Here is a 24,233-nt window from a genome sequence, read left to right on the forward strand (position 1 = left end):
CCGTCGAGCAGCGTATTCTTGTTGCCCTTGCGCCGGCGTGCCGCGATCAGGCGGCCATCGGAATGACGAAAGCTGCCGCCTATCCGCAGCAGCTTGCTGTCGTGCTTGAAATCGTAGTCGGTGCGGGTGCCGAAGCCGAACAACAGATCGCCGATCGCCGTCAGCGCAGAAGTCTTGCCGGCCTCGTTGGCGCCGAGCACGACGTGCAGCGACGCCTGCGGCGCGAACGACAGGACGCGGTCGGTGAAGACGCCGTAGCGCTCCAGCGCCAGTTGTTCGATCCTCACGACAGCTCTCCGCTCAGCAGCGCGCGCGCGTCGTCGGTCAGGCTGCGGACGACGTCCGACGCATCGAATTCCTCGTGCAGATCGCGCGGCAACTTCGCCTTGATGGTCTCGGTCAGTTCAGCCAGCGCCGCGGCGAAGCCGGGATCCTGCGCGCCTTCGGCGAGCAGGGCGGCGACGTCGATGTCGTCGCCATTCGACTGGATGATCGCGGCGCGCGCCGGCAGCGAGGTCTTGATTTTGAGCTGCTCGATCCAGCAGTCGGCGGCGAGCTGCAATGCGCCGGCGCGCAGATCGTCCTGCAGCGTCTCGCGGTGCGCCAGCAGTTTGTCGTGCAACGATGTCGCCCCGGTCAGCGTCACCCGGACCGCCAGCGCGCGGCCTTCGCTCTGCGCATGCAGCTCGGTGAGGCGCTCGCTGACCAGCGCGGGAATCTGCGCTTCGTCGGCGCAGCCGGACAGGTCGATCGTCAGATGCGCCCAGCGGGCGCCGTCGAGCGCCAGCGGCGTCACCTCGATGATGCGGCCGTCCTCGACGGTGACGCGCATCGCGCCCTTGGGTCCGGTTTCGCGGACGCTGCGGCCCTGCAGATTGCCCGGAAATACCACCCACGGATCGCGGCTGACGATTTCGGCGGCATGGACGTGGCCGAGCGCCCAGTAATCGTAACCGAACCGCTTCAGGTCATCGAGGCTGCACGGCGCGTAGCCTGCGTGGCCGCGGGTGCCGTCGAGCGAAGTATGCAGCACGCCGATATTGAGCCAGCCTTCGCGGCGCGCCGGATAGCCGGCGACGAAATCGGCGTTGACGCGATCGGCGAAGCTGCGGCCGTGCAGCGCCACGCGATAGCGTTTGAGTTCGACCGTCGCCGCCTTGGTCGGAAACACCGTGACGCTGTCCGGGTAGGGCAGGCCTCGCGACATCAGGCTTTCGGCGTCGTGATTGCCCTTGACGATGAACACGGGAATCCCGGCGCGATGCAGCGCGCCGACGGCGCCGACGAAGAACAGCCCGGTGGTGACGTCCTTCCAGTCGCCGTCGAAGATGTCGCCGGCGATAATCAGGAACGCGGCGCCACTGGCGATGGTCTCGTCGACCAGCGCCTGGACCGCCTTGCGTCCGGCTGCGGCGAAACGCTGCGCGACGTCCTCGTTCTTGGTCCGGAGCCCGGCCAGCGGGCTGTCGATGTGAAGGTCGGCGGCGTGAATGAAGGTGAAGCGCATGATGAGATGGTCTGGGAGTCCGATCGTAAGGGCGGGCCGCGCGGGACGATCAAGTCTTAGATGCAATCTGCACTTGCGATCAAGTGCGCCATCGCGTTTCGCTGGCGGCGCAACCATGCTTTGCTGACGGCGCAGAACCCGGGATTGGATACTGCGATCGATCGCATCGAAAGCTGTTGTCGGTGACGCTGCGCAATGACGCACACACGTGATCGCTGCATCTTGGCATTCAGTGTCGTGATGTCGATCGCGGCGAGGGCGCCAGCACCGATCACAGGATGAACGAAGGAGCTTTTCGAGTGGACATTCCGCGTATCTTCACCGTCAGCGAAAGCGCGCATCGCATCCACAATCCATTCTCTGCCGAAAAGCTCGCGACACTCGGCGCAGCGCTGCGGATGGCGCCCGGCACGCGCGTGCTGGATCTCGGCAGCGGGTCGGGCGAGATGCTGTGCACCTGGGCGCGGGACCACGGGATCAGTGGCACCGGGATCGACATGAGTCCCTTGTTCACGGAGCAAGCACAGCTTCGCGCGCGCGAACTCGGCGTCGCCGATCAGGTCACGTTCGTTCACGGCGACGCAGCCGGCTATGTCGCCGACGAGAAGGTCGGCTTGGCGGCCTGCGTGGGCGCCACCTGGATCGGCGGCGGCGTCCGCGGCACGATCGAGCTGCTGACGAGGAACCTCCAAGACGGAGGCTGCATTCTGATCGGCGAGCCCTATTGGCTGCAATTGCCGCCGAGCGAGGAGGTCGCCCAAGAGTGTCGCGCCCATGCGATCTCGGATTTCCTGCTGCTTCCGGACCTGGTCGCGTCGTTCGGCGCCTTGAATTACGATGTCGTGGAAATGGTCCTGGCAAGCCAGGACAGTTGGGATCGGTACGAGGCCGCCAAATGGCTCACGATGCGCCAGTGGCTCGACGCCAATCCCGACGACGACTTCGCGGCTGAAGTTCGCGCCGAGCTGACCTCGTCGCCGGAACGTTACGCGCGGTACGGTCGTGACTATCTCGGCTGGGGCGTGTTCGCGCTGATGGCGCGGTAATGACTGTCGAGATCGTCTCGGCCCTCGGGCCGTGCTGAGTTTCAGATCGCCGCCAGCGCGCTGGCCACTCGCGTCTGGATCCGCGTCACGGCGGCCGCATCGAGTTGCTCGCAACCATAGAACGACAGAAAGGTCAGCTTGGCCTGCGGCGCGCAGGTACCGAGGATCGCGGTCTTGAGGATACGCTTGACCGGCTGGCGCAGCACCAGCCGGTCGATCCACCACGGCGACCCCAGCGTGGTGATCGCGACGACACGCCGAAGCGAGCGGAGGCGGGGACGGATCCGTCCCAGATCGGACGCGTGGTCGTAGGCGACGCCAGGCGCCCACACCCTGTCGAACCAACCTTTCATGAGCGCCGGCATGCCGAACCACCAGGTGGGAAACACCAGCACCAGCGTTTCGGCCCACGACAGATCGTCGATTTCGGCTGCCAGTTCCGACTGGTCAAAAGCCGCGTAATAGCTCGACCGCTCGGCCGCGGTCAGCGCCGGCGCAAAGCCGGCAGCGTGAAGATCGAGCAGCCGGACCTCGTGGCCGGCGCGCGCGAGCGCTGCCTGGGCATCGCGGCCGAGCTGCCCGCACAGACTGTCTGCAAGCGGATGCGCGACGACGACAAGGCATCTGGTGGGTGTCATGTGGCGCAGACCATAGCGCGAGTCGACGAGCTTCGTCGTGACGTCGATCTCGGATGAAAATGCGACCTTAGGGGGCGGCACCATCGACGTCGACTGCTGCTCCGTCAGGCTCTTCACCGCATCCAAAATTCGCATAAGGTATATTATGGAATATTCATATAGGCACGTTTTTCCAACCAGTTGTCTGGCATACTGCAGACACTGCGTAGAATCGCACGCGTGGTCACGCGGCCGAATGGATCGCGGTCGTGGTGGCTTGCCGCCCATCATCGGCAGCGCGCCGCGGCCGATGTTCGCCCGCGCAGACCTCGGTGACCCGGCGCCGGTCGGCCATCCACCGGCGGCTCAAAATCGCTTGACCGGACCAGCCGAAATGATGACCAAGGGCGCGTCGACATTTCGGGTGCGTTCTCACAAAAAGACCACGCGGGCAGGAGGAAGCGAGATGAGTTTTTCACGCAGGAGCTTGTTGAAGGCATCGGCAGCGGCGGCCGCGATCGGCGGCATCGGTGCGCCTTGGGTGGCGCGCGCCGCCGAAGCCGAGTTCAAGTACAAATACGCCAACAACCTGCCCGACACCCATCCGCTCAACGTTCGCGCCCGCGAGATGTCGGCGGCGATCAAGGCCGAGACCGATGGTCGGGTCCAGATCGACGTTTTCCCGAACAACCAGCTCGGCTCCGACACCGACATGCTGAGCCAGATCCGGGCCGGCGGCGTCGAGTTCTTCACGCTGTCGGGCCTGATCCTGTCGACCCTGGTGCCGGCGGCTTCGATCAACGGCATCGGCTTCGCGTTCCCGGACTACGACACGGTCTGGAAGGCGATGGACGGCGAACTCGGCGGCTATGTCCGCGGCGAGATCCAGAAGGCCGGCCTGATGGTGATGGACAAGATCTGGGACAACGGCTTCCGCCAGACCACCTCCTCGACCCGGCCGATCAACGGCCCCGAAGATTTCAAGGGCTTCAAGATCCGCGTTCCGGTGTCGCCGCTGTGGACCTCGATGTTCAGGGCGTTCGATGCGGCGCCCGCCTCGATCAATTTCAGCGAAGTTTATTCGGCGCTGCAGACCAAGGTGGTCGAAGGCCAGGAAAATCCGCTGGTGCTGATCTCCACCGCCAAGCTGTACGAAGTGCAGAAGTACTGCTCGCTGACCAATCACATGTGGGACGGCTTCTGGTTCCTGGCCAACCGCCGCGCCTGGGAGAAGCTGCCGCCGGACGTGCGCACGATCGTCGCCAAGAACATCAATGCGGCCGCGGTGAAGGAACGCGAAGACACCGCCAAGCTCAACGCTACCGTCAAGGAAGAGCTGATCGCCAAGGGCCTGATCTTCAACCAGCCGTCGGTGATGCCGTTCCGCGACAAGCTGCGCAACGCCGGCTTCTATGCCGAGTGGAAAGGCAAATACGGCGAGCAGGCGTGGTCGCTGCTCGAGAAGTCCGTCGGCAAGCTGGCGTAACGGCTGGCCCCGATGTCGAGCGCCGACGCTTCGCAGCTCACCGCCGGTGAACGGCTCCACGCGCCGCAGCGCAAGTCGCTGATCGGCGCGCTGGAGGCCGGGCTCGGCCTGATGGTCGAGATCCCGGCCGCCGTCCTGGTGGTGGTCGAAATCGTCGTGCTGTTCGCCGGAGTGGTATCACGTTACGTATTGCACAGCCCGTTGATCTGGTCCGACGAACTGGCCTCGATCCTGTTCCTGTGGCTGGCGATGCTCGGCGCCGCGGTGGCGTTCCGCCGCGGCGAGCACATGCGGATGACCGCGATGGTGGCGGGGGCCTCCCCGCGCCTGCGCGCCTGGCTCGATCTGGTCGGCATCTGCGCGGCGCTGGCGTTCCTGCTGCTGATCGCCGCGCCGGCCTACGAATACGCCTACGAAGAGAGCTACATCACCACGCCGGCGCTATCGCTGGCCAATAGCTGGCGCGCCGCGGCGCTGCCGGTCGGCATCGCGCTGATGGCGCTGTTCGCGGCTCTGCGGCTGATCCGGTTCGGTGATCTCAAGCTGGTGTTCGGCGCGGCGCTGACCGTCGCGCTGCTGATCGGCGCGTTCTGGCTGGCGCAGCCGCTGTTCAAGCCGCTCGGCAACCTCAATCTGGTGATCTTCTTCGTCGGCGTGGTCGCGACTTGCGTGTTCGCCGGCGTGCCGATCGCGTTCGGTTTCGGCTTGGCGATCTACGGCTATCTGGCGCTGACCACAACGACGCCGCTGCTGATTCTGGTCGGCCGGATGGACGAGGGCATGAGCCACCTCATCCTGCTGTCGGTGCCGCTGTTCGTGTTCCTCGGCCTGCTGATCGAGATGACCGGGATGGCGCGGGCGATGGTGGCGTTTCTCGCCAGCCTGCTCGGCCATGTCCGCGGCGGCCTGCATTACGTGCTGGTCGGCGCGATGTATCTGGTGTCCGGCATTTCCGGCTCGAAGGCGGCCGACATGGCGGCGGTCGCGCCGGTGCTGTTTCCGGAGATGAAGGAGCGCGGCGCCAAGCCGGGCGATCTGGTCGCCCTGCTCTCGGCCACCGGCGCCCAGACCGAAACCATTCCGCCGAGCCTGGTGCTGATCACCATCGGCTCGGTCACCGGCGTGTCGATCTCGGCGCTGTTCACCGGCGGCCTGCTCCCCGGCGTAGTGCTGGCGATCATGCTGTGCGGCCTGGTTTGGTGGCGCTATCGCGGCGAAGACCTCAGCCACGTCAAACGCGCGCGCGGCAGCGAGATCGGCAAGGCCTTCATCGTCGCCCTGCCCGCGCTGGCGCTGCCTTTCGTGATCCGCGCCGCCGTGGTCGAAGGCGTCGCCACCGCCACCGAGGTCTCGACCATCGGCATCGTCTATGCTGTGGTGGTCGGTATTTTGGTGTACCGCAAGTTCGACTGGCGGCGGCTGCGGCCGATGCTGGTCGAGACCGCGGCGCTGTCGGGTGCGATCCTGCTGATCATCGGCACCGCCACCGGCATGGCCTGGGGCCTGACGCAGTCCGGCTTCTCGCGCTCGCTGGCCGCGGCGATGACCGGCCTGCCCGGCGGGTCGGCCACTTTCCTCGCCGTGTCGATCGTCGCCTTCATCATCCTCGGCAGCGTGCTGGAGGGCATTCCGGCGATCGTGCTGTTCGGGCCGCTGTTGTTTCCGATCGCCCGCGCCGTCGGCATTCACGAGGTGCACTACGCCATGGTGGTGATCCTGGCGATGGGCATCGGATTGTTCGCGCCGCCGTTCGGCGTCGGCTATTATGCGGCCTGCGCGATCGGCCGGGTCGATCCCGCCGAGGGCATGCGCCCGATCTGGGGATATATGCTGGCGCTGCTGATCGGCTTGATCGTGGTCGCGGCGATCCCGTGGATCTCGATCGGTTTCCTGTAGAGGCGCCGCGGGCAGATCACGCCGGCGCCGTCGTGAAGTGAGAGGCAGGTCGTCATGAGCACCCCGCAAGGTCATTACAGCATCGGTCTGGACAAGACCCCGGCCAACTTCGTGGCGCTGTCGCCGCTGAGCTTCCTGGAACGCACCGCCAACGTTTATCCGGAGATGACCTCCGTGGTGTACGAGGGCCGGCACTACACCTGGAAAGAGACCCGCGCGCGCTGCCGCCGTTTCGCGTCCTGGCTGGCGCGCAGCGGCATCGGCCGCGGCGACACCGTGGCGGTGATGCTGCCCAACGTGCCGGCGATGGTCGAAGTGCACTTTGCAGTGCCGATGGCTGGCGCCGTGCTGAACGCGCTCAACATCCGGCTCGATGCGCCAGCGATCGCATTCCAGCTCGATCATGGCGGCGCCAAGATCATTCTGGTCGATCCGGAGTTCTCGGGTGTTGTCGCCGAGGCGCTGAAGCTGATGACCAAGCCGAAACCGCTGGTGATCGACGTCGACGATAAGATGTATCCCGGCAGCCACCGCATCGGCGAGCTCGAATACGAATACGCGGTGGCGTCGGGCGATCCGACCTTTGTCGGCCATCGCCCCGAGGACGAGTGGGACGCGATCTCGCTCGGCTACACCTCCGGCACCACCGGCAATCCGAAGGGCGTCGTCACGCATCATCGCGGCGCCTATCTCAACGCCGTCAGCAACATCCTCGCCGGCAATCTCGGCCAGCATCCGGTGTATCTGTGGACGCTGCCGATGTTCCACTGCAACGGCTGGTGCTTCCCGTGGACGCTCGCGGCCGCGGCCGGCATCAACGTCTGCCTGCGTAAAGTGGATCCGGCCAAGATCTTCGAGCTGATCCCGAAGCACGGCGTCACCCACATGTGCGGCGCGCCGATCGTCTACAACGCACTGATCAACGCCCCGGAAGCACCGAAGGGCGCTGCGGCGAGGTTGGTCATCGGCCTGATTGCGGGCGCGGCGCCGCCGATGGCGGTGCTGGCCGGCGCCGAGACGATCGGCATCAAGCTGACGCATGTTTACGGCCTCACCGAAGTCTACGGCCCCGCCTCGGTCTGTGCCGAGCAGCCCGGCTGGGACGATCTGCCGGTCGCCGAGCGCGCCAAGCTGAAGCGTCGCCAGGGCGTGCCCTACCCGATGCAGGAAGCCGTCACCGTGCTCGATCCGGAGACGATGCAGGAGGTGCCGCGCGACGGCGAGACCATCGGCGAGGTGATGTTCCGCGGCAACATCGTGATGAAGGGCTATCTCAAGAACGAGAAGGCCACCAAGGAAGCGCTCGCCGGCGGCTGGTTTCACACCGGCGATCTCGGCGTGCTCGACGCCGACGGCTACGTCATCATCAAGGACCGCTCCAAGGACATTATCATCTCGGGCGGCGAGAACGTCTCCTCGGTCGAGGTCGAGGACGTACTGTACAAGCACCCGGCGATCCTGTTCGCCGCGGTGGTCGCCAAGCCCGACCCGAAATGGGGCGAAGTGCCCTGCGCCTTCGTCGAGCTGAAAGACGGCGCCAGCGCAACAGAAGCCGAGATCATCGCCTATTGCCGCGAACACCTCCCCGGCTTCAAGACCCCGAAGAGCATCGTGTTCTCGTCGATTCCGAAAACCTCGACCGGCAAGATCCAGAAGTTCATGTTGCGCGATCAGGTGAAGTCGGCGAAGGCGATCTTGGAGTAGTTACTTCGCCCCGGTGTCATTGTGGGGGCTACCGCCAAGGACGACCAACTGTCGTTTGTCATTCCGGGGCGCGCAAAGCGCGAACCCGGAATCCCGAGGTGTTGAGCAAGGCCCTGCATGTTCAGATTCCGGGTTCGCTCGCTGTCGCGAGCGCCCCGGAATGACCAGTTGAAAGGTCAGCCGTCTATCTGCAGCCGCATCCCGTCGAACCCCGGCACCACACCCTCGGGCAACTCGCACCGCAGCGTCTCGTAGTCGATGTCGGCGTGCATGTTGGTGATCACGGCGCGCTTCGGCTGGAAGCGGTTGATCCATTTCAGCGCGGTTTCGATGTTGAAGTGGCTGGCGTGGTGCTTGTAGCGCAGCCCATCGATAATCCAAAGGTCGAGGCCTTCGAGGGCGCCGAAGCTCGCTTCCGGAATATCATGGACGTCGGGCGTATAGGCGGCGCCGGCGATGCGATAGCCGAGCGCAGGGATGTCGCCGTGCTGCACCAGGAACGCGGTCAGCGTGAGGTCGCCGCCGGCGCCGGCGATGGTCTTGCTGTCGCCGGCTTCGATCTCGCGCGACTCCAGGATCGCCGGATACGAGCTGCCAGGTGCCTGTTCGAAACAGTAGGCGAAGCGGTACAGCACGTGTTCGCCGGTCGACCCGTTGAGATACACCGGGATGCGCCGCTTCATCGCCATCACCACCGAGCGCAGATCGTCGATGCCGTGGGTTTGGTCGGCGTGCTCGTGGGTCAGGAACACAGCGTCGAGATGATCGACGTCGGCGCTGATCAGTTGCTCGCGCAGGTCCGGCGAAGTGTCGATCAGCACGCGGGTGATGCCGCCCTCCGGTGTAATGCGCTCGGCCAGCAGCGAGCAGCGCAGCCGCCGGTTCTTCGGATTGGACGGATCGGCGGCGCCCCAGCCGAGCGCCGGGCGCGGTACGCCGGCGGAGGAGCCCGAGCCGAGGATGGTGAGCGTCAGCGTCATGCGGCGACCCCGATTGTCAAAGGCGTCATGCGGCGGCGGGCGCCGGCACCTTGCCGAACAGGCGGAAGAAGTTCTCGGTCGTCTGGCGCGCGATCTCGTCGAGCGACACGCCCCGGACCTCGGCCATGACCTTGGCGGTCTCGACCACGTAGGACGGCTCGTTGCGCTTGCCGCGATATTTGCCGGGCGCCAGATACGGCGAGTCGGTCTCGACCATGATCCGGTCGGCCGGCAATTCGGCAACGAGATCGCGCAGCGCCTGTGACTTCTTGAAGGTGATAATACCGGTGAAGGAGATCGTCAGTCCGAGGTCGATGGCCTGCATCGCGAGGTCGCGACCGCCGGTGTAGCAATGCAACACCGCGCGAAAAGCTCCCTTCCCCATCTCGTCTTCGAGAATCTTGCCGCAGTCCTCGTCCGCCTCGCGGGTGTGGATGACGAGCGGCAGCCCGGTTTCGCGCGCCGCCGCGATGTGGGCGCGGAAGCCGCGCGCCTGCGCCTCGCGCGAACCCATCTCGTAGAAGTAGTCGAGCCCGGCCTCGCCGAACGCCACCACCTTCGGGTGCTGCGCCAGCTTCACCAGCTCATCGGTGGTGATGCCGTCTTCCTCGTCGGCATGATGCGGATGGGTGCCGACCGAGCAGTACACGTTGGGAAACCGCTCGGCGATTGCCACCAGATCCGGCAGCTTCTTGACCCGTGTCGAGATCGTCACCATCCGCCCCACTCCGCTCGCCTCGGCGCGGGCGACGATGCCGGCGAGATCGTCGGCAAAGTCGGGGAAGTCGAGATGGCAGTGGCTGTCGACAAGCATGGCGTCAGCTTGCCGCCGGCTCGACGTAGCGCGGGAAGATCGGCGCCGGGGCCGGCAGCGGCGTGCCCGGCACGATCCGGGTCGGCAGCGCCGAGAAGTTACGCGAGCCTTCCGCAACGCCGAGGATGTCGAGCAGCTTCGCCGCCGAGGTCGGGATCGCCGGCTGTGCCAGGATCGCGATCTGCCGCAGCACTTCCGCCGTGACGTACAGCACCGTCTTCTGCCGCGCCGGATCGGTCTTGGCCAGTGCCCACGGCGCTTCACCGGCGAAGTAACGATTGGCTTCCGCTACCACCGCCCACACCGCGTTCAGCGCCTGATGAATCTGCTGCGTCGCCATCGCGGTCCGCGCCTGCGCGATCATGGCGTCGGCCATCGCCAGGATGGCGCTGTCGGACTCGCTGAACGCGCCGTGCTCCGGCACTTTGCCCTCACACTGCTTGGCCACCATGGTGAGCGAACGCTGCGCCAGATTGCCGAGGTCGTTGGCGAGATCGGCGTTGATGCGGTTGACGATCGCCTCGTGATTGTAGCTGCCGTCGGAGCCGAACGGCACCTCGCGCAGGAAGAAGTAGCGCACCTGATCGACGCCGTACTGGTCCGCCAGATTGAACGGGTCGACGATGTTGCCGACCGACTTCGACATCTTCTCGCCCTTGTTGAACAGGAAGCCGTGGGCGTAAACGCGCTTCTGGATCGGGATGCCCGCCGACATCAGGAACGCCGGCCAATACACCGCATGGAAGCGGATGATGTCCTTGCCGATGACGTGGACGTCGGCCGGCCAGTAGTGCCAGTTCTTGTCGGATTCATCCGGGAAGCCGACGCCGGTGATGTAGTTGGTCAGCGCGTCGACCCAGACATACATCACGTGCTCGGGATCGCCCGGTACCTTGACGCCCCAGTCGAACGTGGTGCGCGACACCGACAGATCCTTCAGCCCGCCCTTGACGAAGCTGACCACCTCGTTGCGGCGCGCGTCGGGGCCGATGAAGTCCGGCTGCTCCTCATAGAGCTTCAGCAGTCGGTCCTGATAGGCCGACAGCTTGAAGAAGTAGCTCTTCTCTTCGACCCATTCGACCGGCGTACCCTGCGGGCCGCGGCGCACCTGATCCTCGCCGACGACGGTCTCGTCCTCGGCGTAATAGGCTTCGTCGCGGACCGAGTACCAGCCGGAATAACTGTCGAGATAGATGTCGCCGTTGGCCTGCATCCGCTTCCAGACTTCCTGGACCGAGCGGTGATGCTGCTCCTCGGAGGTGCGGATGAAGCGGTCGTAGGAGATGCCGAAGCGGTCGTCCATGTCGCGGAAGCGGCCGGCGTTGCGGGCGGCGAGCTCGGCCGGCGTCAAGCCCTCGCGCTGCGCGGTCTGGATCATCTTCAGGCCGTGCTCGTCGGTGCCGGTCAGGAAGAACACGTCGCGGCCGTCGAGCCGCTGGAAACGCGCCAGCGCGTCGGTCGCGATCGCCTCATAGGCGTGGCCGATATGCGGCGCGCCGTTCGGATACGAGATCGCGGTGGTGATGTAGAATGAATTTCGCTGCGCCATCTGCGCGGACGCCTTTCAAATCTGGATCGGTTGAGCGCGGCGGCGCTGACCATGCCGGGCGATCGATCGCCGGATCGGCGTCAGCGCACCGCCTCCGCGAGAAGCCCGAACACCGAAAATACCAGCGGCTTGCGCTCGAGATTGTAGGCTTCGGTGTCGCGTGCGGCGCGGCCGATCTTTTCCCATACCTCCGCCAGCCGTGCAAGGCGCGGCAGTTCCGCGTTCGGATCGGGCGTGCGCAGCTTGCCGGCGACCCAGCGGTCGACGCCGTCGACGAACGCCTGCAGCGTGGCGCGGTCGGTGCCGCCGATCGCATCGCCGAGCGCGTGCAGCGCGCGCGGGTCGACGTTGGGCAGGCTGTCGAGCAGCGCCGTCGTGGTCTGCTGCAGCGTCAATGCGCCGCCGCCCATCAACATCAGCGCGCGGGCGACGCTTCCTTCCGACGCTGCGGCGGCCTCGCCGAGCTGCGGATCATCGCGGTCGAGACCGGCCGCATCCGCTGCGGCCGCGATCACGTCGGCGGTGGCAAGCGGCCGCAGCATCAGCTTGCGGCAGCGCGACTGGATGGTCGGCAGCGTGCGCGCCGGCGCGTTCGACAGCAGCAGAAACAGCGAACGCTGCGGCGGCTCCTCGATCACCTTCAGCAGCGCGTTGGCCGAATTGGCATTGAGGTCATCGACGGTGTCGACGATGCAGACCCGCCAGCCGTCGATCGCCGCGGTCGCGCCGAAGAACGAGATCGTCTCGCGGGATTCATCGACGGTGATGACGTTGCGCAGCACGCCCTTGTCGTTGACGGAGCGCTCCAGCGTCAGCAGGCCGCCATGCGCCTCGGCGGCGATGTGGCGCGCCACCGGATGATCGGGGTCGATCGTCAGCGAGGCGGCGCCCTGCACCGCGTCCGATTGCGGGTCGCGATGCGTCAGCACGAACCGCGCCATCCGGTAGGCGAGCGTCGCCTTGCCGATTCCCTGCGCACCGCCGATCAGCCAGGCATGGGCAATCCGGCCGCCCCGATAGGCATCGAGCAATGCCTGCTCGGCGGCGTGATGTCCATATAGCTCTGTGGTTTCGCGCGGGTGCCGGACGGTGCTTTCCGGCGCCGGCGCTTTGCCGGCGGCCTTGCGTGCGCTCATGCCGTTTTCGCCCCGCGCCGCGCCGGCTCCAGCAGCCGCAGCCGCACCGCCTGCCACACCCGGTCGGCGACCTCCTCCGGTTCGGCGTTGGCGTCGATCAGCACGCAGCGCTCCGGTTCCTGCGCGGCGATCTGGCGGAACACCTCGCGCAGGCCGCGGTGAAAGTCGATCGCCTCGGATTCGAACCGGTCCGGCGTCTCGCTGCCTCGGCGCACTGCCGCGCGCGCCAGTCCGATCTCGACCGGAATATCGAGGATCACGGTGAGATCGGGCTTCATGTCACCGATCGTCACCTGCTGAAGCGCATCGAGCAGCTCGAGCCTGACCGCGCCGAGCTTGCCCTGATAGGCGCGGGTGGAATCGTAGAACCGGTCGCACAGTACCCATTCGCCGCGCGCCAGGGCCGGCTCGATCAGCGTGCGGACATGGTCGTCACGAGCGGCGGCGAACAGCAGCGCTTCGGCGTCGGCGCCGCCGATCAGTTTGCCGATGCCGGCGAGCAGCGCGCTGCGGATCGCCTCGGCACCGGGCGAGCCGCCCGGTTCGCGGGTGACCAGCGTGCGCAGCCGGGCCTTCTCCAGCCGTTTCGCCAGCAACCTGATCTGGGTCGATTTGCCGGCCCCCTCACCACCTTCGAAGGTGATGAAGCGCCCGCGCAACGAAGGGCTTATCGGTTTCTTTTGAACCATGGTCAGAGCTTTGCCATGCTGGCCCGGAGAACTCCGATCATCAGCTCGCTGGCGCCGTCGAGCGCCCGCCGCATGGTCGAGCCGACCGGATTGGCCTCGGCCGCCTTCAGCGGAACCTCGACCGCAACGTTGGGGCCGCGCCATACCCGCACCAGGCCGATGCGCTGGCCGCCTTCCACCGGTGCCGGCACAGGCCCCTGATACACGATCCGCGCCAGCAGTTTGTCGCTGCCGTTCCGACGAACCATCACCCTCACCGGTTCGGCCGGGGTCAGCGGGACGTAGCGCTTGTCGCCGCCGAACACCCGCGCGTAGCCGACCGTCGCATCGCTGGCGAACAGCGACCGCGATTCGAAATTGCGGACCCCCCATTCCAGCAGCTTCTTCGCCTCGCTGGCGCGGTCATCGGCGCTTTCGAGGCCGTTCACCACCACGATCAGCCGCATCCCATTCTGCACCGCGGAGCCCACCAGACCGTAGCCGCCCTCCTTGGTGAAGCCGGTCTTGAATCCGTCGGCGCCCGGCAGCGCGTTCAACAACGGGTTTCGGTTGGTCTGGCGGATCTTGTTCCAAGTGAACTCTTTCTCGCCGAACAGCGCATACATGTCGGGATAGGTCAGGATGATGTGCCGGGCGAGCCTGGCGAGTTCGCGCACGCTCATCTTGTTGTCCGGGTTTGGCAGCCCGGTGGAGTTGCCGAAGGTCGATTGCGTCAGGCCGAGCTCGCGGGCGCGCTTGGTCATACGTTCAACGAACGCAGCCTCGCTGCCGGCAATCCCCTCGGCCAGCACCATGCAGGAATCGTTGCCGCTCTGGATGATGGCACCGCGCAGCAGATTGTCGACCGAGATGCTGCTGTGGATCTCGGCGAACATCGTCGAGCCGCCGGCCGGAGCCCCGCCGTAGCGCCAGGAATTCTCGCTGACGCGGTATTCCTGGGCGAGCTGCAGTGCGCCGGTCTTGAGCAGATGGAACACCACCTCGACCGTCATCAGTTTCATCATGCTGGACGGGGCGCGCAACTCGTCGGCGTTCTTCTCGAACAGCACGCTGCCGCTTTCAGCGTCGAGCAGAATCGCAGTCGGGGCCTGCGCCTCGAAGCCGCCCTCGTCCTTCTTCGCGCCCTGCACGCTCTGGTTCGCGGCCGTTACCGGCCCGGCACCGAGTGCAACGGCGATCAGGCCCGCCAGCAGGCCGCGCATCATGGAGCGGCGCGCATCGAGCAGCGAAGTCAGGACGGCCATCGATGGAATTCCGAAACAGCGTTGCAACCGCCACGGCCAAGCAACCCGCGCGGCCGTTTTCGATTGTGGTGACGAACGATCAATCCTACCGTGAGCGCGCCTTCGCTTCCACATAAACTCCAAGAACAATCAGGGCGGACACAACGATGGCATCGACCCGGACCATTGCAGTCAACGGCATCGACCTCTTCGTGCGCGAGCAGGGCGATGGTCCGCTGGTGATCCTGTGCCACGGCTGGCCGGAACTGTCATATTCGTGGCGGCACCAGATCTGCGCATTGGCCGAGGCCGGCTATCGGGTGGCGGCGCCGGACATGCGTGGCTTCGGCCGCTCCTCGGCGCCGCAGCCGGTCGAAGCCTACAGCATCTTCGATCTGGTCGGCGATATGGTGGCGTTGGTCGCCGAGCTCGGCGAAAGTCGCGCAGCGATCATCGGCCACGATTGGGGCGCGCCGGTTGCATGGCACGCCGCCCAGTTTCGGCCCGACCTATTTGCCGTGGTGGCTGGGCTGAGCGTACCGCCGCCGTGGCGCGGCAAGGGCCGGCCGCTCGATCTGCTGCGCGCCGCCGGGGTCACCAATTTCTATTGGCAGTATTTCCAGACGCCCGGCGTCGCCGAAACCGAGCTCGAGCGCGACATCGCCGCGACGATGCGCGGCATCTTGTGCGGCGGCTTCTCCGATCCGGCGCGGTCGCTATTCGTTCCGGAAGGCCGCGGCTTCATCGGCCGATCGGCCCCGACATTGCCGCTGCCGAGCTGGCTGAGCGAGGCCGAACTCGCCTATTTTATCGAGCAGTACAAGAAGAGCGGCTTCCGCGGCGGGCTCAACTGGTACCGGAACATCGACCGCAATTGGGATCTGACCGCGCCCTGGCAGGGCGCGCAGATTCACCAGCCGTCGGCATTCATCGCCGGCAGCAACGACCCAGTGATCTCCGACAAGATGAGCGGCAAGCACCTCGCCGCGATCGAGCGGGTGCTGCCGAACCTGAAGCGAAAGCTGATCATCGACGGCGCCGGCCACTGGATTCAGCAGGAGAAGCCCGCCGAAGTGAATGCGGACCTGATCGCGTTTCTGAAAGACAACTACTGAGCTGCAGCGGGGCGCGCAGCGCCGCCGTGGGTATCAGTGCAGGATCAGTACAGGCCGCGGGCCGACAACAATTGGCCGATCTGGTCGCCGCCGCGCGACGATGCCGTGCTCGCGGGCCGGTATTCGTCCCGCGCCTCTTCGGAGCCGACATTGTAAGAGACCGCGCGCGGATTCGGCGCCAACGCGTGCCGGTCCGAGCGGCTGCTGCGCGAAGCCGAGATCTCCGAAGTGGCACCGACCGAGGCGACATCCGCTGCAGTATTGCCGAGCGAATACGGTCGCCCTTCCGGCAGCGGAACGTCGCCGCGGATCCGGCCGGCACTGCTGCTCGCCCCGAAGTCCGGCACGAACGGCTTGGCCGAAGCGATCCGGATTCCGGTCGGCGCCGGCGCGGGCTCGCCCTGGCGCAGCGTTGCCATCAACTGGCGGTCATCAGACCCTTCCAGCGGCGCCCTGCCGACATATTCGACACGGACGCGAGCGGTGCCTTTGTGCCTGAATTCAAGAAGTTCTGCGGCTTTGTTGGAAACATCGATCAACCGATTGCCATGATACGGGCCGCGATCGTTGATACGGACGATCAGCGAACGGCCGTTGGCCAGATTGGTGACACGGGCGTAACTCGGGATCGGCAGGGTCGGATGCGCCGCCGACAGCGACGCCATGTCGAACACTTCGCCATTGGCGGTGAGCCGGCCGTGGAAGTCGTTGCCGTACCAGGACGCCTGCCCTTCGGCCCGGTAGTTCGGATTGTCCTCGGGAACATAGGTTCGTCCGGCGACCACATAGGGCTTGCCGACGCGGAAAGTGCCGCCGCCCTTCGGTACGGGTTCACCAAAAGCAACCACCCGGGGGCTCGACGAGACGCCGTATTTCGGATCAACCCGGCTGAACGTGCCGTTCTGGGCGCAATTGGCGAGGGCGAGGCAGGCGCTTGCGGCGACAGCCACCCGCGTGGCGCGGCTCAACGAATCTCGCTGGCGAATCCCCATGTGTCCCCAAATACCATTCCCGCGACGCCAGCCCAAGATGGGCCCTTCCCCAGCCGCGTTTTCGATGCGCGCCCACATCGACATTTAAACTTGACCATATCGCAGAGCGAACAAGGCGAAAATGGGACAGGTGGGGCATGGTGAATGTATGGTTACCAGCGCGCGCCGCTGACCAGCCCCCGCGCGCGATGCTTCATCACCCGCTTGCTCGCCGACTGCGATTCACGGAACACTGGCCGCGACCTCGAAAGGACTGCATGTGACCGTCCCGCTTTCCGACCGTGCCCCGTCCCGCGCCGATCTCGCCTGGGCGATCGCCCTCGGGGGCATCGCCACCGTGACCTTCGCCGCCCTGCTCTACGCCTCCTGGCATTTCGCCGGCACGTTGTTTCTGATCTTCGCCGGCATCTTGTTCGGCGTGTTTCTCAATGCGCTGACCGAACTCGCCGGCAGAGGGGTCGGCGGACCGCACGGCTTGCGGCTGGCGCTGGTGTGCCTGGTGCTGAGCGGCCTGTTTGTCGGCGTCGCGTTTCTCGGCGGCAACACCATCAGCCAGCAGGCCAAGGCACTGTCCGGCACCATCAAGATGCAGATCGTCAACGTGAAGGGTTTCCTCGAGCGCAACGGCGTCGATACCAGCTTTCTCGATCTCGGCAATGTCGGCAGCGCGGCACATCCGGAAACGGCGCCGTCACCCCCGCGCAACCTGCCGACCCCGGGCGAGCTCGCGTCGGGCGGCGGCGCGATCGTCAGTCAGACGCTGAAACTGATCCTCGGCACTATCGGTGCGGTCGGTAATTTCTTCATAGTGATGTTTCTCGGGCTCGCATTCGCGGCTCAGCCCGAGGTGTATCGCAACGGTCTGGTCAGGCTGGCGCCGCGGCGCCACCGGGCTCAGGCGGAAATCGTCGTCGGCAAGACCGGCGACATGCTGAAGCGCTGGCTGTTGGCACAGCTCATTACCATGATCGCGGTGTTCGCGGTGACGGCGATCGGGCTGTCGCTGATCGGAATTCCAGGCGCGTTCATCCTCGGCATCCAGGCCGGACTGCTCGCCTTCATTCCGACCGTCGGGGCGATTCTCGGCGGACTGGTCATCGTCCTGGCCGCGATCGCGTCAGGCTGGATCGCGGTGCTGAGCGCCTTCCTGCTGTTCCTCGGCGTCCACGCGCTGGAAAGCTATATCCTGACGCCACTGATCCAGCGTCAGGCGATCGACATTCCGCCGGCGACGCTGTTCGCGACCCAGATTTTGCTCGGCATCGTGTTCGGTCTGTGGGGGCTGGCGCTGGCGCTGCCGCTGATGGCGATCGGACGGGTCGTGCTCGATCACCTGCGCGGCGAGGAGCCCGACGATGTCGACGCTCCGGCCGGTATCGCCCCGCTAGCCTCTACGCCTGAGAGGTGAGCACCGTCTCGGTGTGCTCGACCTCGGGCGGCGTTGCGAAGAAACCGCCGACCAGACCGCGCCATTCGGTGAAATTCTCCGAGCCGCGGAAGTCGACGGTGTGATTTTCCAGCGTCTGCCATTTGACCATCAGGCGGTAACGCTGCGGCTTCTCGATCGATCGATGCAGTTCGAAACCGCAAAACCCGCGAGAGCGTCCGAACACCTCGCGCGCCTTGGCGACGGCAGCCTCGAACTCCACCTCGCTACCGGGTTTGACGTCGATCTGTGCGATTTCGGTGATCATGCGAACGCCTCGTCCGTTGTGGGACGAGCGTCTTAGCGCACCGGCCGGCGCAATTGAAGCGGACGATAGCGGCGCTCAAGCCACCGCCTGCCCGACCTCGCCGCCCCTTACAACGACATGCTGCTCGCGCGATTGCGCCGCTCTGCGTCGGCTCTCCTCGAGCGAGACCGGCTGCTCGACCGTCGCCACCACCCGGTTGCGGCCGCCGCGCTTGGCCTGGTACAGCGCCGTGTCGGCCGCAGCGAGCAGCACGTCGAGAACGACACCGGCCGGACCGCCGGCGACGCCGATCGAGACGGTCGTCGCCACAGGCGCATCGTCGACCTCGATGCCGCAATTCTGGAACGCTTCGCGCACCCGCTCCGCCGCGGTGACCGCCTCGTCGATCGGGCATGGCAACAGCGCGGCGAACTCCTCACCGCCGATGCGGCCGCACAGGTCGGAGATTCGCAGAGAGTTCGAGACGATCGCGGCGAACAGTTTGAGCACCTCGTCGCCTGCCGGATGGCCGAAGCGATCGTTGACGGACTTGAAGTGGTCGATGTCGAAGATCAACGCCGACACCGGCCGGCCGGCTTCGGCTTCGCGCTCGATCATCCGCGCGCACGCTTCGGAAAAGCCTCGGCGATTGAGAATCCCGGTAAGTGGGTCGAGGGAAGCCGCAGCCTTGTGCATGCTGACAGCGCGCTCGGATACCAGCATGAAGATCACGAAAACGGTCCCGATTGCATAGAGCACCAGTTCGACCGCAAACAGCATCACCCAGACGTTGCCGGCCGAGCCCGAATTTGGCGTCGGCCACAGGTCGGCGAGCACCATCGGCAGCATCAATACCGCGCCGTGCAGCAACGGAACCAGCACCGTCGGCCATCGCCGCTGCAGCGACTTGCGCCGCTCCGCCGAAAGCTGAGCGGCGGTCAGACCGGCATAGGCTGCCACGATCGCTGCGCCGATCGTCATCCGCAGCGCTCCATGCTCGGGCGGCAGACTGACGACGGTGGCGAGCCAGACGAAGGCACCGATGAACAGCCCGGGCCAATTGGGCTTCAGCCCGTGAAACACCCGCGCCGCGTTCCACATCATGCCGCAGGCAATGAAGCCGGCGCTGGTAAGCGCCAGGATGACGGTCTCGCCGAACACCGGGCCGACAACCGTCCACAGCGCCACGGTGATGGCACCGAGCAGATAGGCATTGCCCCACCAGTTCAGGGCCGGGATTTTCTCCTGGCGACCGAAATGATGCAGCATGACGCCGAGCAACGCGCATATCAGCGTTCCGACGAGAAACAGCGTCGAGATATCCAGCGACATGATGGGGCTACTCAGTGGATTTCCATATGGCCGTTCAACACCACGGGCGCGGTGCTGATCCCCTTGATGCCCGATTTGACTCCTCCCGGATTGAGATCACGTTTGTTCAACGCCTCCGATTTGTTCGATAAGTGAAGGCAAATTGCGCGCAATTTGCCTTCATCGCGGACCGCGCCGGGATCCGCGCATGCCAAACAAAAAGGGCGCCCCGCAGGACGCCCTTTGTCGGTGCCGGTGAAACCGGGAAAGATCAGCGCTTCGAGAACTGGAAGGAGCGGCGGGCCTTGGCCTTGCCGTACTTCTTACGCTCGACGACGCGGCTGTCGCGGGTCAGGAAGCCACCCTTCTTCAGCACGCTGCGCAGCTCCGGCTCGAAATTGGTGAGCGCCTTGGAGATGCCGTGACGAACCGCACCGGCCTGGCCGGACAGACCGCCGCCCGCGACGGTGCAGATCACGTCGTACTGGCCGGCACGGGCCGCGGCGACCAGCGGCTGCTGGATCATCATGCGCAGCACCGGACGGGCGAAATAGGTTTCGACCTCACGGCTGTTGACCGTGATCTTGCCGGCGCCCGGCTTGATCCAGACGCGGGCGACCGCGTCCTTACGCTTGCCGGTGGCGTAGGCGCGACCGAACTTGTCGACCTTCTTGGTGTAGGTCGGAGCGTCCGCGGCAGCGACGGTGGTCTTCAGCGCGGCGAGCTGGTCGAGAGACTGCATGGTCTCGGACATCTTATGCGGCCCTCATGTTCTTGCGGTTCATCGCACCGATGTCGAGCTTCTCGGGCTGCTGAGCTTCGTGCGGGTGTTCGGCGCCGGGATAGACGCGCAAATTGCCCATCTGCACACGACCGAGCGGACCGCGCGGGATCATGCGCTCGATCGCCTTCTCGACCACGCGCTCCGGGAACCGACCTTCGAGGATCGCCTTCGCAGAGCGCTCCTTGATGCCGCCGATGAAGCCGGTGTGATGGTAGTAAACCTTGTTGTCGCGCTTGCGACCGGTCAGCACCACCTTCGAGGCGTTGATGATGATGACATTGTCGCCGCAGTCGACGTGCGGGGTATAGGTCGGGAGGTGCTTGCCGCGCAGCCGCATCGCGACCAGCGTGGCGAGCCGGCCGACCACGAGACCGGTGGCGTCAATAATGACCCACTTCTTCGTGACTTCGGCGGGCTTGGCCGAAAACGTCTTCATGAGAATGATCCATGACAGGGGGAATTCGGTGCATGAAGCACCGGACTGCGGGCGCTTGTAGAGAAGCGCCGGTTTCGCGTCAATCCCTTGCTGACCGATTTTCTCCCGCAGTTACAGCGAGTTATAAATATGGTGCAATATTACCTTTAAAAACATCATGCTATTGGAATGGAATAGGTGGACGTCACATGGGCGATCGGGTCCGGCGAGGTGCCGGACAGCAGCGTCACCTCCCCGACTGCCAGTCGGCGCCCCAGCTTCAAAAGCCTGGCGACTGCGACAACGTCCTGACCGGGCTGTCCTTTGCGCAGAAAGTTGATGTTGAGGTTGGTGGTGACGGCGAGAGCCACCGGGCCGATCGCCGACAGCAGAACGACGTACATGGCAAAGTCCGCCAGCGCCATCAGGGTGGGGCCGGACACGGTTCCGCCGGGCCGCAGCATCCGGTCGCTGTAGCGCTGCCGTAACAGAGATGTGCGACCATCCGCGGTCTCGATCGAAATGTCACCGTGGCTAAAAGCCTGCGGGAACTCGCGCTGCAGAAAGGTCTCGAGTTCGGCTACGCTCATTCTCGCATGTGTCATGTCGTTCCCGCCCCTGCTCTCGCTTCGCGGGGCTTGTTACAATAAGGTGACGCTCGTTCCCAGCGCTTCATTTTGTTCCCGGACGTCGCCATGACCGTGTTGCCCGCCTTCGCTGCGACCCAGCCTTCACCGATTCTGCTCCGTGAAACCGTCGATGGCGGTGTGGCGGTGCTGACGCTGAACCGACCGGCCGCGCGCAACAGTCTGTCGCTGGAAATGATCGACGATCTGCACGCCGCGCTCGATCTGATCGCGCGCGACGACGGCGTGCGGGTCGTGGTGATCGCCGCCAACGGCCCGGCGTTCTGCGCCGGCCACGACCTCAAGGAGCTGACCGCGCATCGAAACGACGCCGACCGCGGCCGCGCCAGCTTCACCCGGATCATGACGTCCTGCAGCGCGATGATGCAGGCGATCGTCAGGCTGCCGAAGCCGGTGATCGCCGCGGTGCAGGGCATCGCCACTGCGGCCGGCTGCCAGCTGGTCGCGAGCTGCGATCTCGCCGTCGCCTCAGAGCAGGCGACATTTGCGACGCCGGGTGTCGACATCGGACTGTTCTGCTCGACCCCGATGGTGGCGCTGAGCCGCAACGTGCCGCGCAAGCACGCGATGCACATGCTGCTGACCGGCGAGCCGCTGGGCGCCGACGAGGCGCGGCAGATCGGCCTGATCAACCGCGTGGTTGCGCACGGCACCGAACGCGCCGCGGCGGTGACGCTGGCCGAGCAGATCGCCGGCAAGTCGTCGCACACCATCAAGGTCGGCAAGGAGGCGTTCTACCGCCAAGCCGAACTCAACCTCGCCGACGCCTATCACTACGCCTCGCAGGTGATGGCCGAGAACATGATGTCGGCCGACGCCGAAGAGGGCATCGGCGCATTCCTGGAAAAGCGTCAGCCGGAATGGAAAGATAAGTAAGCCACATGCACCGCCTCCTCATCCTGAGGAGCGGCCGCAGGCCGCGTCTCGAAGGATGAGTTCCACGCACTCATGGTTCGAGACGGCGCCTATCGGCGCCTCCTCACCATGAGGATCTCGGAAGCAATGAGCAGATGAATCACGACAGCTACTCCGACGATTACATCCGCACGATCCTGAACGGCGTGAAGACGATCGCGATGGTCGGGGCTTCGCCGCTCAATGTGCGGCCGAGCTACTTCGTGTTCAAATATCTCACCGAGCGCGGCTACGACGTCATTCCGATCAATCCTGGCCAGATCGGCAACAGCCTGCTCGGCAAGCCATTCGTGGCGTCGCTGAAGGATATCGACCGGCCGATCGACATGGTCGACGTGTTTCGCGGCTCCGCGCATGTGATGCCGGTGGTCGACGAGGTGCTGTCACTGTCGCCGCTGCCGAAAGTGATCTGGATGCAGATCGGAGTGCGCAACGACGAATCCGCCGCGAAGGCCGAGGCCGCCGGACTCAAGGTGGTGATGGATCGCTGCCCGAAGATCGAATACGGCCGGCTGTCGTCCGAGATTTCCTGGATGGGGGTGAATTCACGCACCCTCAGCGCCAAGCGCGCACCAATCCCGGTCAAGGGGATGCGGCTGTCGCTCGATCGTCAGAGCGTCGCCGGCGCCGATACCGCGGCGTCCGACCGTGCCGTCAAGAACCGCAACGAAGCAGGCTGAACGCCGCAGCGCGGGGCCCTGTCGCGCTTGACCTGATCCGGGGTTCCGATCAGATAGCCACAACCATCAGCCAGAGTACGGAGGGATCGACCATGACCGAACGCAACCCGGGATTCGCGACGCTCGCGGTCCATGCCGGCGCCCAGCCCGATCCCACCACCGGCGCGCGCGCGACGCCGATCTATCAGACCACGTCTTACGTCTTCAACGACGCCGACCACGCCGCCTCGCTGTTCGGCCTGCAGGCGTTCGGCAACATCTACACCCGCATCACCAACCCGACGACCTCGGTGCTCGAAGAGCGCGTCGCTGCGCTCGAAGGCGGCACCGCCGCGCTCGCCACTGCTTCGGGCCACGCCGCGCAGCTCGTCGCGCTGCAGCAGTTGATGCAGCCCGGTGATGAGTTCATCGCCGCGCGCAAACTGTACGGCGGTTCGATCAATCAGTTCACCCACGCCTTCAAGAGCTTCGGCTGGAACGTGGTGTGGGCCGACACCGACGACGTCGCCAGCTTCCCGCGCGCCGTGTCGCCGAAGACCAAGGCGATCTTCATCGAGTCGATCGCCAACCCGGGCGGCAGCATCACCGACATCGAGGCGGTTGCGGAAGTCGCGCGTAATGCGGGCGTTCCGCTGATCGTCGACAATACGCTGGCGACTCCCTACCTGATCCGGCCGATCGACCACGGCGCGGACATCGTGGTGCATTCGCTGACCAAGTTCCTCGGCGGCCACGGCAACTCGCTCGGCGGCATCATCGTCGATGCCGGCACGTTCGACTGGTCGAAGGACGGCAAGTATCCGATGCTCAGCGAGCCGCGGCCCGAATATCACGGCCTGAAAATCCAGGAGACGTTCGGCAATTTCTCGTTCGCGATCGCCTGTCGCGTGCTCGGCCTGCGCGATCTCGGCCCGGCGCTGTCGCCGTTCAACGCCTTCATGCTGCTGACCGGCATCGAGACGCTGCCGCTGCGGATGCAGAAGCACTGCGAGAACGCCAAGGCGATCGCCGAATTCCTCGCCGGCCACAAGGCGGTGGAAGAGGTCAACTACTC

25 protein-coding genes are annotated in these 24,233 nt (G+C 65.4%); 9 read left to right on the top strand and 16 right to left on the bottom strand.

The features are described from left to right. From DU475_RS15165 to DU475_RS15175, 3 genes are all read right to left on the bottom strand, one after another. A partial coding sequence (locus DU475_RS15165) for an AAA family ATPase (RefSeq protein WP_164632594.1) occupies positions 1 to 287 on the bottom strand: 287 nt, incomplete at its 3' end. Then, positions 284 to 1,507, bottom strand: coding sequence for a metallophosphoesterase family protein (locus tag DU475_RS15170; RefSeq protein ID WP_013502424.1), 1,224 nt, complete (start codon positions 1,505 to 1,507; stop codon positions 284 to 286). The genes DU475_RS15165 and DU475_RS15170, both read right to left, overlap by 4 nt. 56 nt (positions 1,508 to 1,563) lie before the next feature. After that, positions 1,564 to 1,848: a hypothetical protein gene (locus tag DU475_RS15175; protein ID WP_164632593.1), complete on the bottom strand. Its 285-nt coding sequence runs from the start codon at positions 1,846 to 1,848 to the stop codon at positions 1,564 to 1,566. Here DU475_RS15175 and DU475_RS15180 point away from each other — a divergent pair. Further along, the gene (locus tag DU475_RS15180) at positions 1,786 to 2,553 is read left to right on the top strand and encodes an SAM-dependent methyltransferase (RefSeq protein WP_205524396.1); all 768 of its coding nucleotides are present in this window, start codon (positions 1,786 to 1,788) and stop codon (positions 2,551 to 2,553) included. The genes DU475_RS15175 and DU475_RS15180 overlap by 63 nt on opposite strands. A 41-nt stretch (positions 2,554 to 2,594) precedes the next feature. On the opposite strand, the gene DU475_RS15185 is transcribed toward DU475_RS15180, so the two are convergent. After that, positions 2,595 to 3,308: an NAD(P)H-dependent oxidoreductase gene (locus DU475_RS15185; protein WP_349644196.1), complete on the bottom strand. Its 714-nt coding sequence runs from the start codon at positions 3,306 to 3,308 to the stop codon at positions 2,595 to 2,597. Between the two features lie 328 nt (positions 3,309 to 3,636). Here DU475_RS15185 and DU475_RS15190 point away from each other — a divergent pair, with 328 nt between their 5' ends. Genes DU475_RS15190 through DU475_RS15200 form a run of 3 tightly spaced genes read left to right on the top strand, consistent with a single transcriptional unit; the run spans position 3,637 to position 8,256 of the window. Next, complete coding sequence (locus DU475_RS15190; protein ID WP_164632596.1) at positions 3,637 to 4,656, top strand: TRAP transporter substrate-binding protein; 1,020 nt, start codon at positions 3,637 to 3,639, stop codon at positions 4,654 to 4,656. A gap of 12 nt (positions 4,657 to 4,668) precedes the next feature. Further along, a complete protein-coding gene (locus tag DU475_RS15195) occupies positions 4,669 to 6,552 on the top strand; it encodes a TRAP transporter large permease (protein WP_164632597.1) in 1,884 nt (627 codons plus the stop codon). A 54-nt stretch (positions 6,553 to 6,606) separates the two neighbouring features. Further along, positions 6,607 to 8,256 (top strand): acyl-CoA synthetase, encoded by a 1,650-nt coding sequence (locus DU475_RS15200; protein WP_164632598.1) that lies wholly within the window; start codon positions 6,607 to 6,609, stop codon positions 8,254 to 8,256. Between the two features lie 176 nt (positions 8,257 to 8,432). Here DU475_RS15200 and DU475_RS15205 read toward each other — a convergent pair whose 3' ends face one another. The 6 genes from DU475_RS15205 to DU475_RS15230 all read right to left on the bottom strand — a co-directional run bounded on the left by DU475_RS15205 (position 8,433) and on the right by DU475_RS15230 (position 14,668). Then, complete coding sequence (locus DU475_RS15205; RefSeq protein WP_164632599.1) at positions 8,433 to 9,236, bottom strand: MBL fold metallo-hydrolase; 804 nt, start codon at positions 9,234 to 9,236, stop codon at positions 8,433 to 8,435. 25 nt (positions 9,237 to 9,261) lie between these two features. Then, positions 9,262 to 10,050 (bottom strand): TatD family hydrolase, encoded by a 789-nt coding sequence (locus DU475_RS15210; RefSeq protein ID WP_164632600.1) that lies wholly within the window; start codon positions 10,048 to 10,050, stop codon positions 9,262 to 9,264. Positions 10,051 to 10,054: 4 nt separating this feature from the next. Continuing rightward, positions 10,055 to 11,599: a methionine--tRNA ligase gene (gene metG, locus DU475_RS15215; protein WP_164632601.1), complete on the bottom strand. Its 1,545-nt coding sequence runs from the start codon at positions 11,597 to 11,599 to the stop codon at positions 10,055 to 10,057. An 80-nt stretch (positions 11,600 to 11,679) separates the two neighbouring features. Continuing rightward, a complete protein-coding gene (locus DU475_RS15220) occupies positions 11,680 to 12,735 on the bottom strand; it encodes a DNA polymerase III subunit delta' (protein ID WP_164632602.1) in 1,056 nt (351 codons plus the stop codon). After that, entirely contained in the window at positions 12,732 to 13,424 is a 693-nt protein-coding gene (gene tmk, locus DU475_RS15225; RefSeq protein WP_164632603.1) for a dTMP kinase, read from the bottom strand. Before tmk ends, DU475_RS15220 begins: the two co-directional genes overlap by 4 nt. A gap of 2 nt (positions 13,425 to 13,426) precedes the next feature. Continuing rightward, positions 13,427 to 14,668, bottom strand: coding sequence for a D-alanyl-D-alanine carboxypeptidase family protein (locus DU475_RS15230; protein WP_164632604.1), 1,242 nt, complete (start codon positions 14,666 to 14,668; stop codon positions 13,427 to 13,429). Positions 14,669 to 14,814: 146 nt separating this feature from the next. On the opposite strand from DU475_RS15230, the gene DU475_RS15235 reads away from it, so the two are divergent. After that, on the top strand, positions 14,815 to 15,762 hold the full coding sequence (locus tag DU475_RS15235) for an alpha/beta fold hydrolase (RefSeq protein ID WP_164632605.1): 948 nt from the start codon (positions 14,815 to 14,817) through the stop codon (positions 15,760 to 15,762). 44 nt (positions 15,763 to 15,806) lie between these two features. On the opposite strand, the gene DU475_RS15240 is transcribed toward DU475_RS15235, so the two are convergent. After that, the gene (locus DU475_RS15240) at positions 15,807 to 16,754 is read right to left on the bottom strand and encodes a septal ring lytic transglycosylase RlpA family protein (RefSeq protein ID WP_164632606.1); all 948 of its coding nucleotides are present in this window, start codon (positions 16,752 to 16,754) and stop codon (positions 15,807 to 15,809) included. A gap of 259 nt (positions 16,755 to 17,013) precedes the next feature. Between DU475_RS15240 and DU475_RS15245 the strand changes: the two genes are divergently transcribed. Further along, positions 17,014 to 18,162 (top strand): AI-2E family transporter, encoded by a 1,149-nt coding sequence (locus DU475_RS15245; RefSeq protein ID WP_164632607.1) that lies wholly within the window; start codon positions 17,014 to 17,016, stop codon positions 18,160 to 18,162. On the opposite strand, the gene DU475_RS15250 is transcribed toward DU475_RS15245, so the two are convergent. The 5 genes from DU475_RS15250 to DU475_RS15270 all read right to left on the bottom strand — a co-directional run bounded on the left by DU475_RS15250 (position 18,146) and on the right by DU475_RS15270 (position 21,542). Further along, positions 18,146 to 18,448 carry an antibiotic biosynthesis monooxygenase family protein gene (locus DU475_RS15250; protein ID WP_047309048.1) on the bottom strand — a complete coding sequence of 101 codons (303 nt, stop codon included), beginning with the start codon at positions 18,446 to 18,448 and terminating at the stop codon, positions 18,146 to 18,148. The genes DU475_RS15245 and DU475_RS15250 overlap by 17 nt on opposite strands. A gap of 75 nt (positions 18,449 to 18,523) precedes the next feature. Next, complete coding sequence (locus tag DU475_RS15255) at positions 18,524 to 19,759, bottom strand: GGDEF domain-containing protein (protein WP_164632608.1); 1,236 nt, start codon at positions 19,757 to 19,759, stop codon at positions 18,524 to 18,526. Positions 19,760 to 20,009: 250 nt separating this feature from the next. After that, entirely contained in the window at positions 20,010 to 20,492 is a 483-nt protein-coding gene (rpsI, locus tag DU475_RS15260) for a 30S ribosomal protein S9 (RefSeq protein ID WP_107344691.1), read from the bottom strand. A 1-nt stretch (position 20,493) separates the two neighbouring features. Continuing rightward, positions 20,494 to 20,958 (bottom strand): 50S ribosomal protein L13, encoded by a 465-nt coding sequence (gene rplM, locus DU475_RS15265; RefSeq protein ID WP_011158318.1) that lies wholly within the window; start codon positions 20,956 to 20,958, stop codon positions 20,494 to 20,496. Between the two features lie 155 nt (positions 20,959 to 21,113). Continuing rightward, entirely contained in the window at positions 21,114 to 21,542 is a 429-nt protein-coding gene (locus tag DU475_RS15270) for a PaaI family thioesterase (RefSeq protein ID WP_142882725.1), read from the bottom strand. A 90-nt stretch (positions 21,543 to 21,632) separates the two neighbouring features. On the opposite strand from DU475_RS15270, the gene DU475_RS15275 reads away from it, so the two are divergent. The 3 genes from DU475_RS15275 to DU475_RS15285 all read left to right on the top strand — a co-directional run. Then, positions 21,633 to 22,460: an enoyl-CoA hydratase gene (locus DU475_RS15275; protein WP_013502442.1), complete on the top strand. Its 828-nt coding sequence runs from the start codon at positions 21,633 to 21,635 to the stop codon at positions 22,458 to 22,460. Between the two features lie 134 nt (positions 22,461 to 22,594). Next, the gene (locus DU475_RS15280) at positions 22,595 to 23,179 is read left to right on the top strand and encodes a CoA-binding protein (protein WP_164632609.1); all 585 of its coding nucleotides are present in this window, start codon (positions 22,595 to 22,597) and stop codon (positions 23,177 to 23,179) included. A 92-nt stretch (positions 23,180 to 23,271) separates the two neighbouring features. Beyond that, positions 23,272 to 24,233 (top strand): aminotransferase class I/II-fold pyridoxal phosphate-dependent enzyme (locus DU475_RS15285; protein WP_164632610.1); only part of this gene is annotated, 962 nt, incomplete at its 3' end.

The sequence above is a fragment of the Rhodopseudomonas sp. WA056 genome (assembly GCF_010906995.1).
GTDB classification, from domain to species: Bacteria; Pseudomonadota; Alphaproteobacteria; order Rhizobiales; family Xanthobacteraceae; genus Rhodopseudomonas; species Rhodopseudomonas palustris_G.

Coding starts and splice junctions, on each gene's coding strand:
- DU475_RS15170 (WP_013502424.1), bottom strand. CDS start 1,507: ATGCGCTTCACCTTCATTCACGCCGCCGACCTTCACATCGACAGCCCG.
- DU475_RS15180 (WP_205524396.1), top strand. CDS start 1,786: ATGAACGAAGGAGCTTTTCGAGTGGACATTCCGCGTATCTTCACCGTC.
- DU475_RS15175 (WP_164632593.1), bottom strand. CDS start 1,848: ATGCGCGCTTTCGCTGACGGTGAAGATACGCGGAATGTCCACTCGAAA.
- DU475_RS15190 (WP_164632596.1), top strand. CDS start 3,637: ATGAGTTTTTCACGCAGGAGCTTGTTGAAGGCATCGGCAGCGGCGGCC.
- DU475_RS15195 (WP_164632597.1), top strand. CDS start 4,669: ATGTCGAGCGCCGACGCTTCGCAGCTCACCGCCGGTGAACGGCTCCAC.
- DU475_RS15200 (WP_164632598.1), top strand. CDS start 6,607: ATGAGCACCCCGCAAGGTCATTACAGCATCGGTCTGGACAAGACCCCG.
- DU475_RS15205 (WP_164632599.1), bottom strand. CDS start 9,236: ATGACGCTGACGCTCACCATCCTCGGCTCGGGCTCCTCCGCCGGCGTA.
- DU475_RS15210 (WP_164632600.1), bottom strand. CDS start 10,050: ATGCTTGTCGACAGCCACTGCCATCTCGACTTCCCCGACTTTGCCGAC.
- metG (WP_164632601.1), bottom strand. CDS start 11,599: ATGGCGCAGCGAAATTCATTCTACATCACCACCGCGATCTCGTATCCG.
- DU475_RS15220 (WP_164632602.1), bottom strand. CDS start 12,735: ATGAGCGCACGCAAGGCCGCCGGCAAAGCGCCGGCGCCGGAAAGCACC.
- tmk (WP_164632603.1), bottom strand. CDS start 13,424: ATGGTTCAAAAGAAACCGATAAGCCCTTCGTTGCGCGGGCGCTTCATC.
- DU475_RS15230 (WP_164632604.1), bottom strand. CDS start 14,668: ATGGCCGTCCTGACTTCGCTGCTCGATGCGCGCCGCTCCATGATGCGC.
- DU475_RS15235 (WP_164632605.1), top strand. CDS start 14,815: ATGGCATCGACCCGGACCATTGCAGTCAACGGCATCGACCTCTTCGTG.
- DU475_RS15240 (WP_164632606.1), bottom strand. CDS start 16,754: ATGGGGATTCGCCAGCGAGATTCGTTGAGCCGCGCCACGCGGGTGGCT.
- DU475_RS15250 (WP_047309048.1), bottom strand. CDS start 18,448: ATGATCACCGAAATCGCACAGATCGACGTCAAACCCGGTAGCGAGGTG.
- DU475_RS15255 (WP_164632608.1), bottom strand. CDS start 19,759: ATGTCGCTGGATATCTCGACGCTGTTTCTCGTCGGAACGCTGATATGC.
- rpsI (WP_107344691.1), bottom strand. CDS start 20,492: ATGTCCGAGACCATGCAGTCTCTCGACCAGCTCGCCGCGCTGAAGACC.
- rplM (WP_011158318.1), bottom strand. CDS start 20,958: ATGAAGACGTTTTCGGCCAAGCCCGCCGAAGTCACGAAGAAGTGGGTC.
- DU475_RS15270 (WP_142882725.1), bottom strand. CDS start 21,542: ATGACACATGCGAGAATGAGCGTAGCCGAACTCGAGACCTTTCTGCAG.
- DU475_RS15275 (WP_013502442.1), top strand. CDS start 21,633: ATGACCGTGTTGCCCGCCTTCGCTGCGACCCAGCCTTCACCGATTCTG.
- DU475_RS15280 (WP_164632609.1), top strand. CDS start 22,595: ATGAATCACGACAGCTACTCCGACGATTACATCCGCACGATCCTGAAC.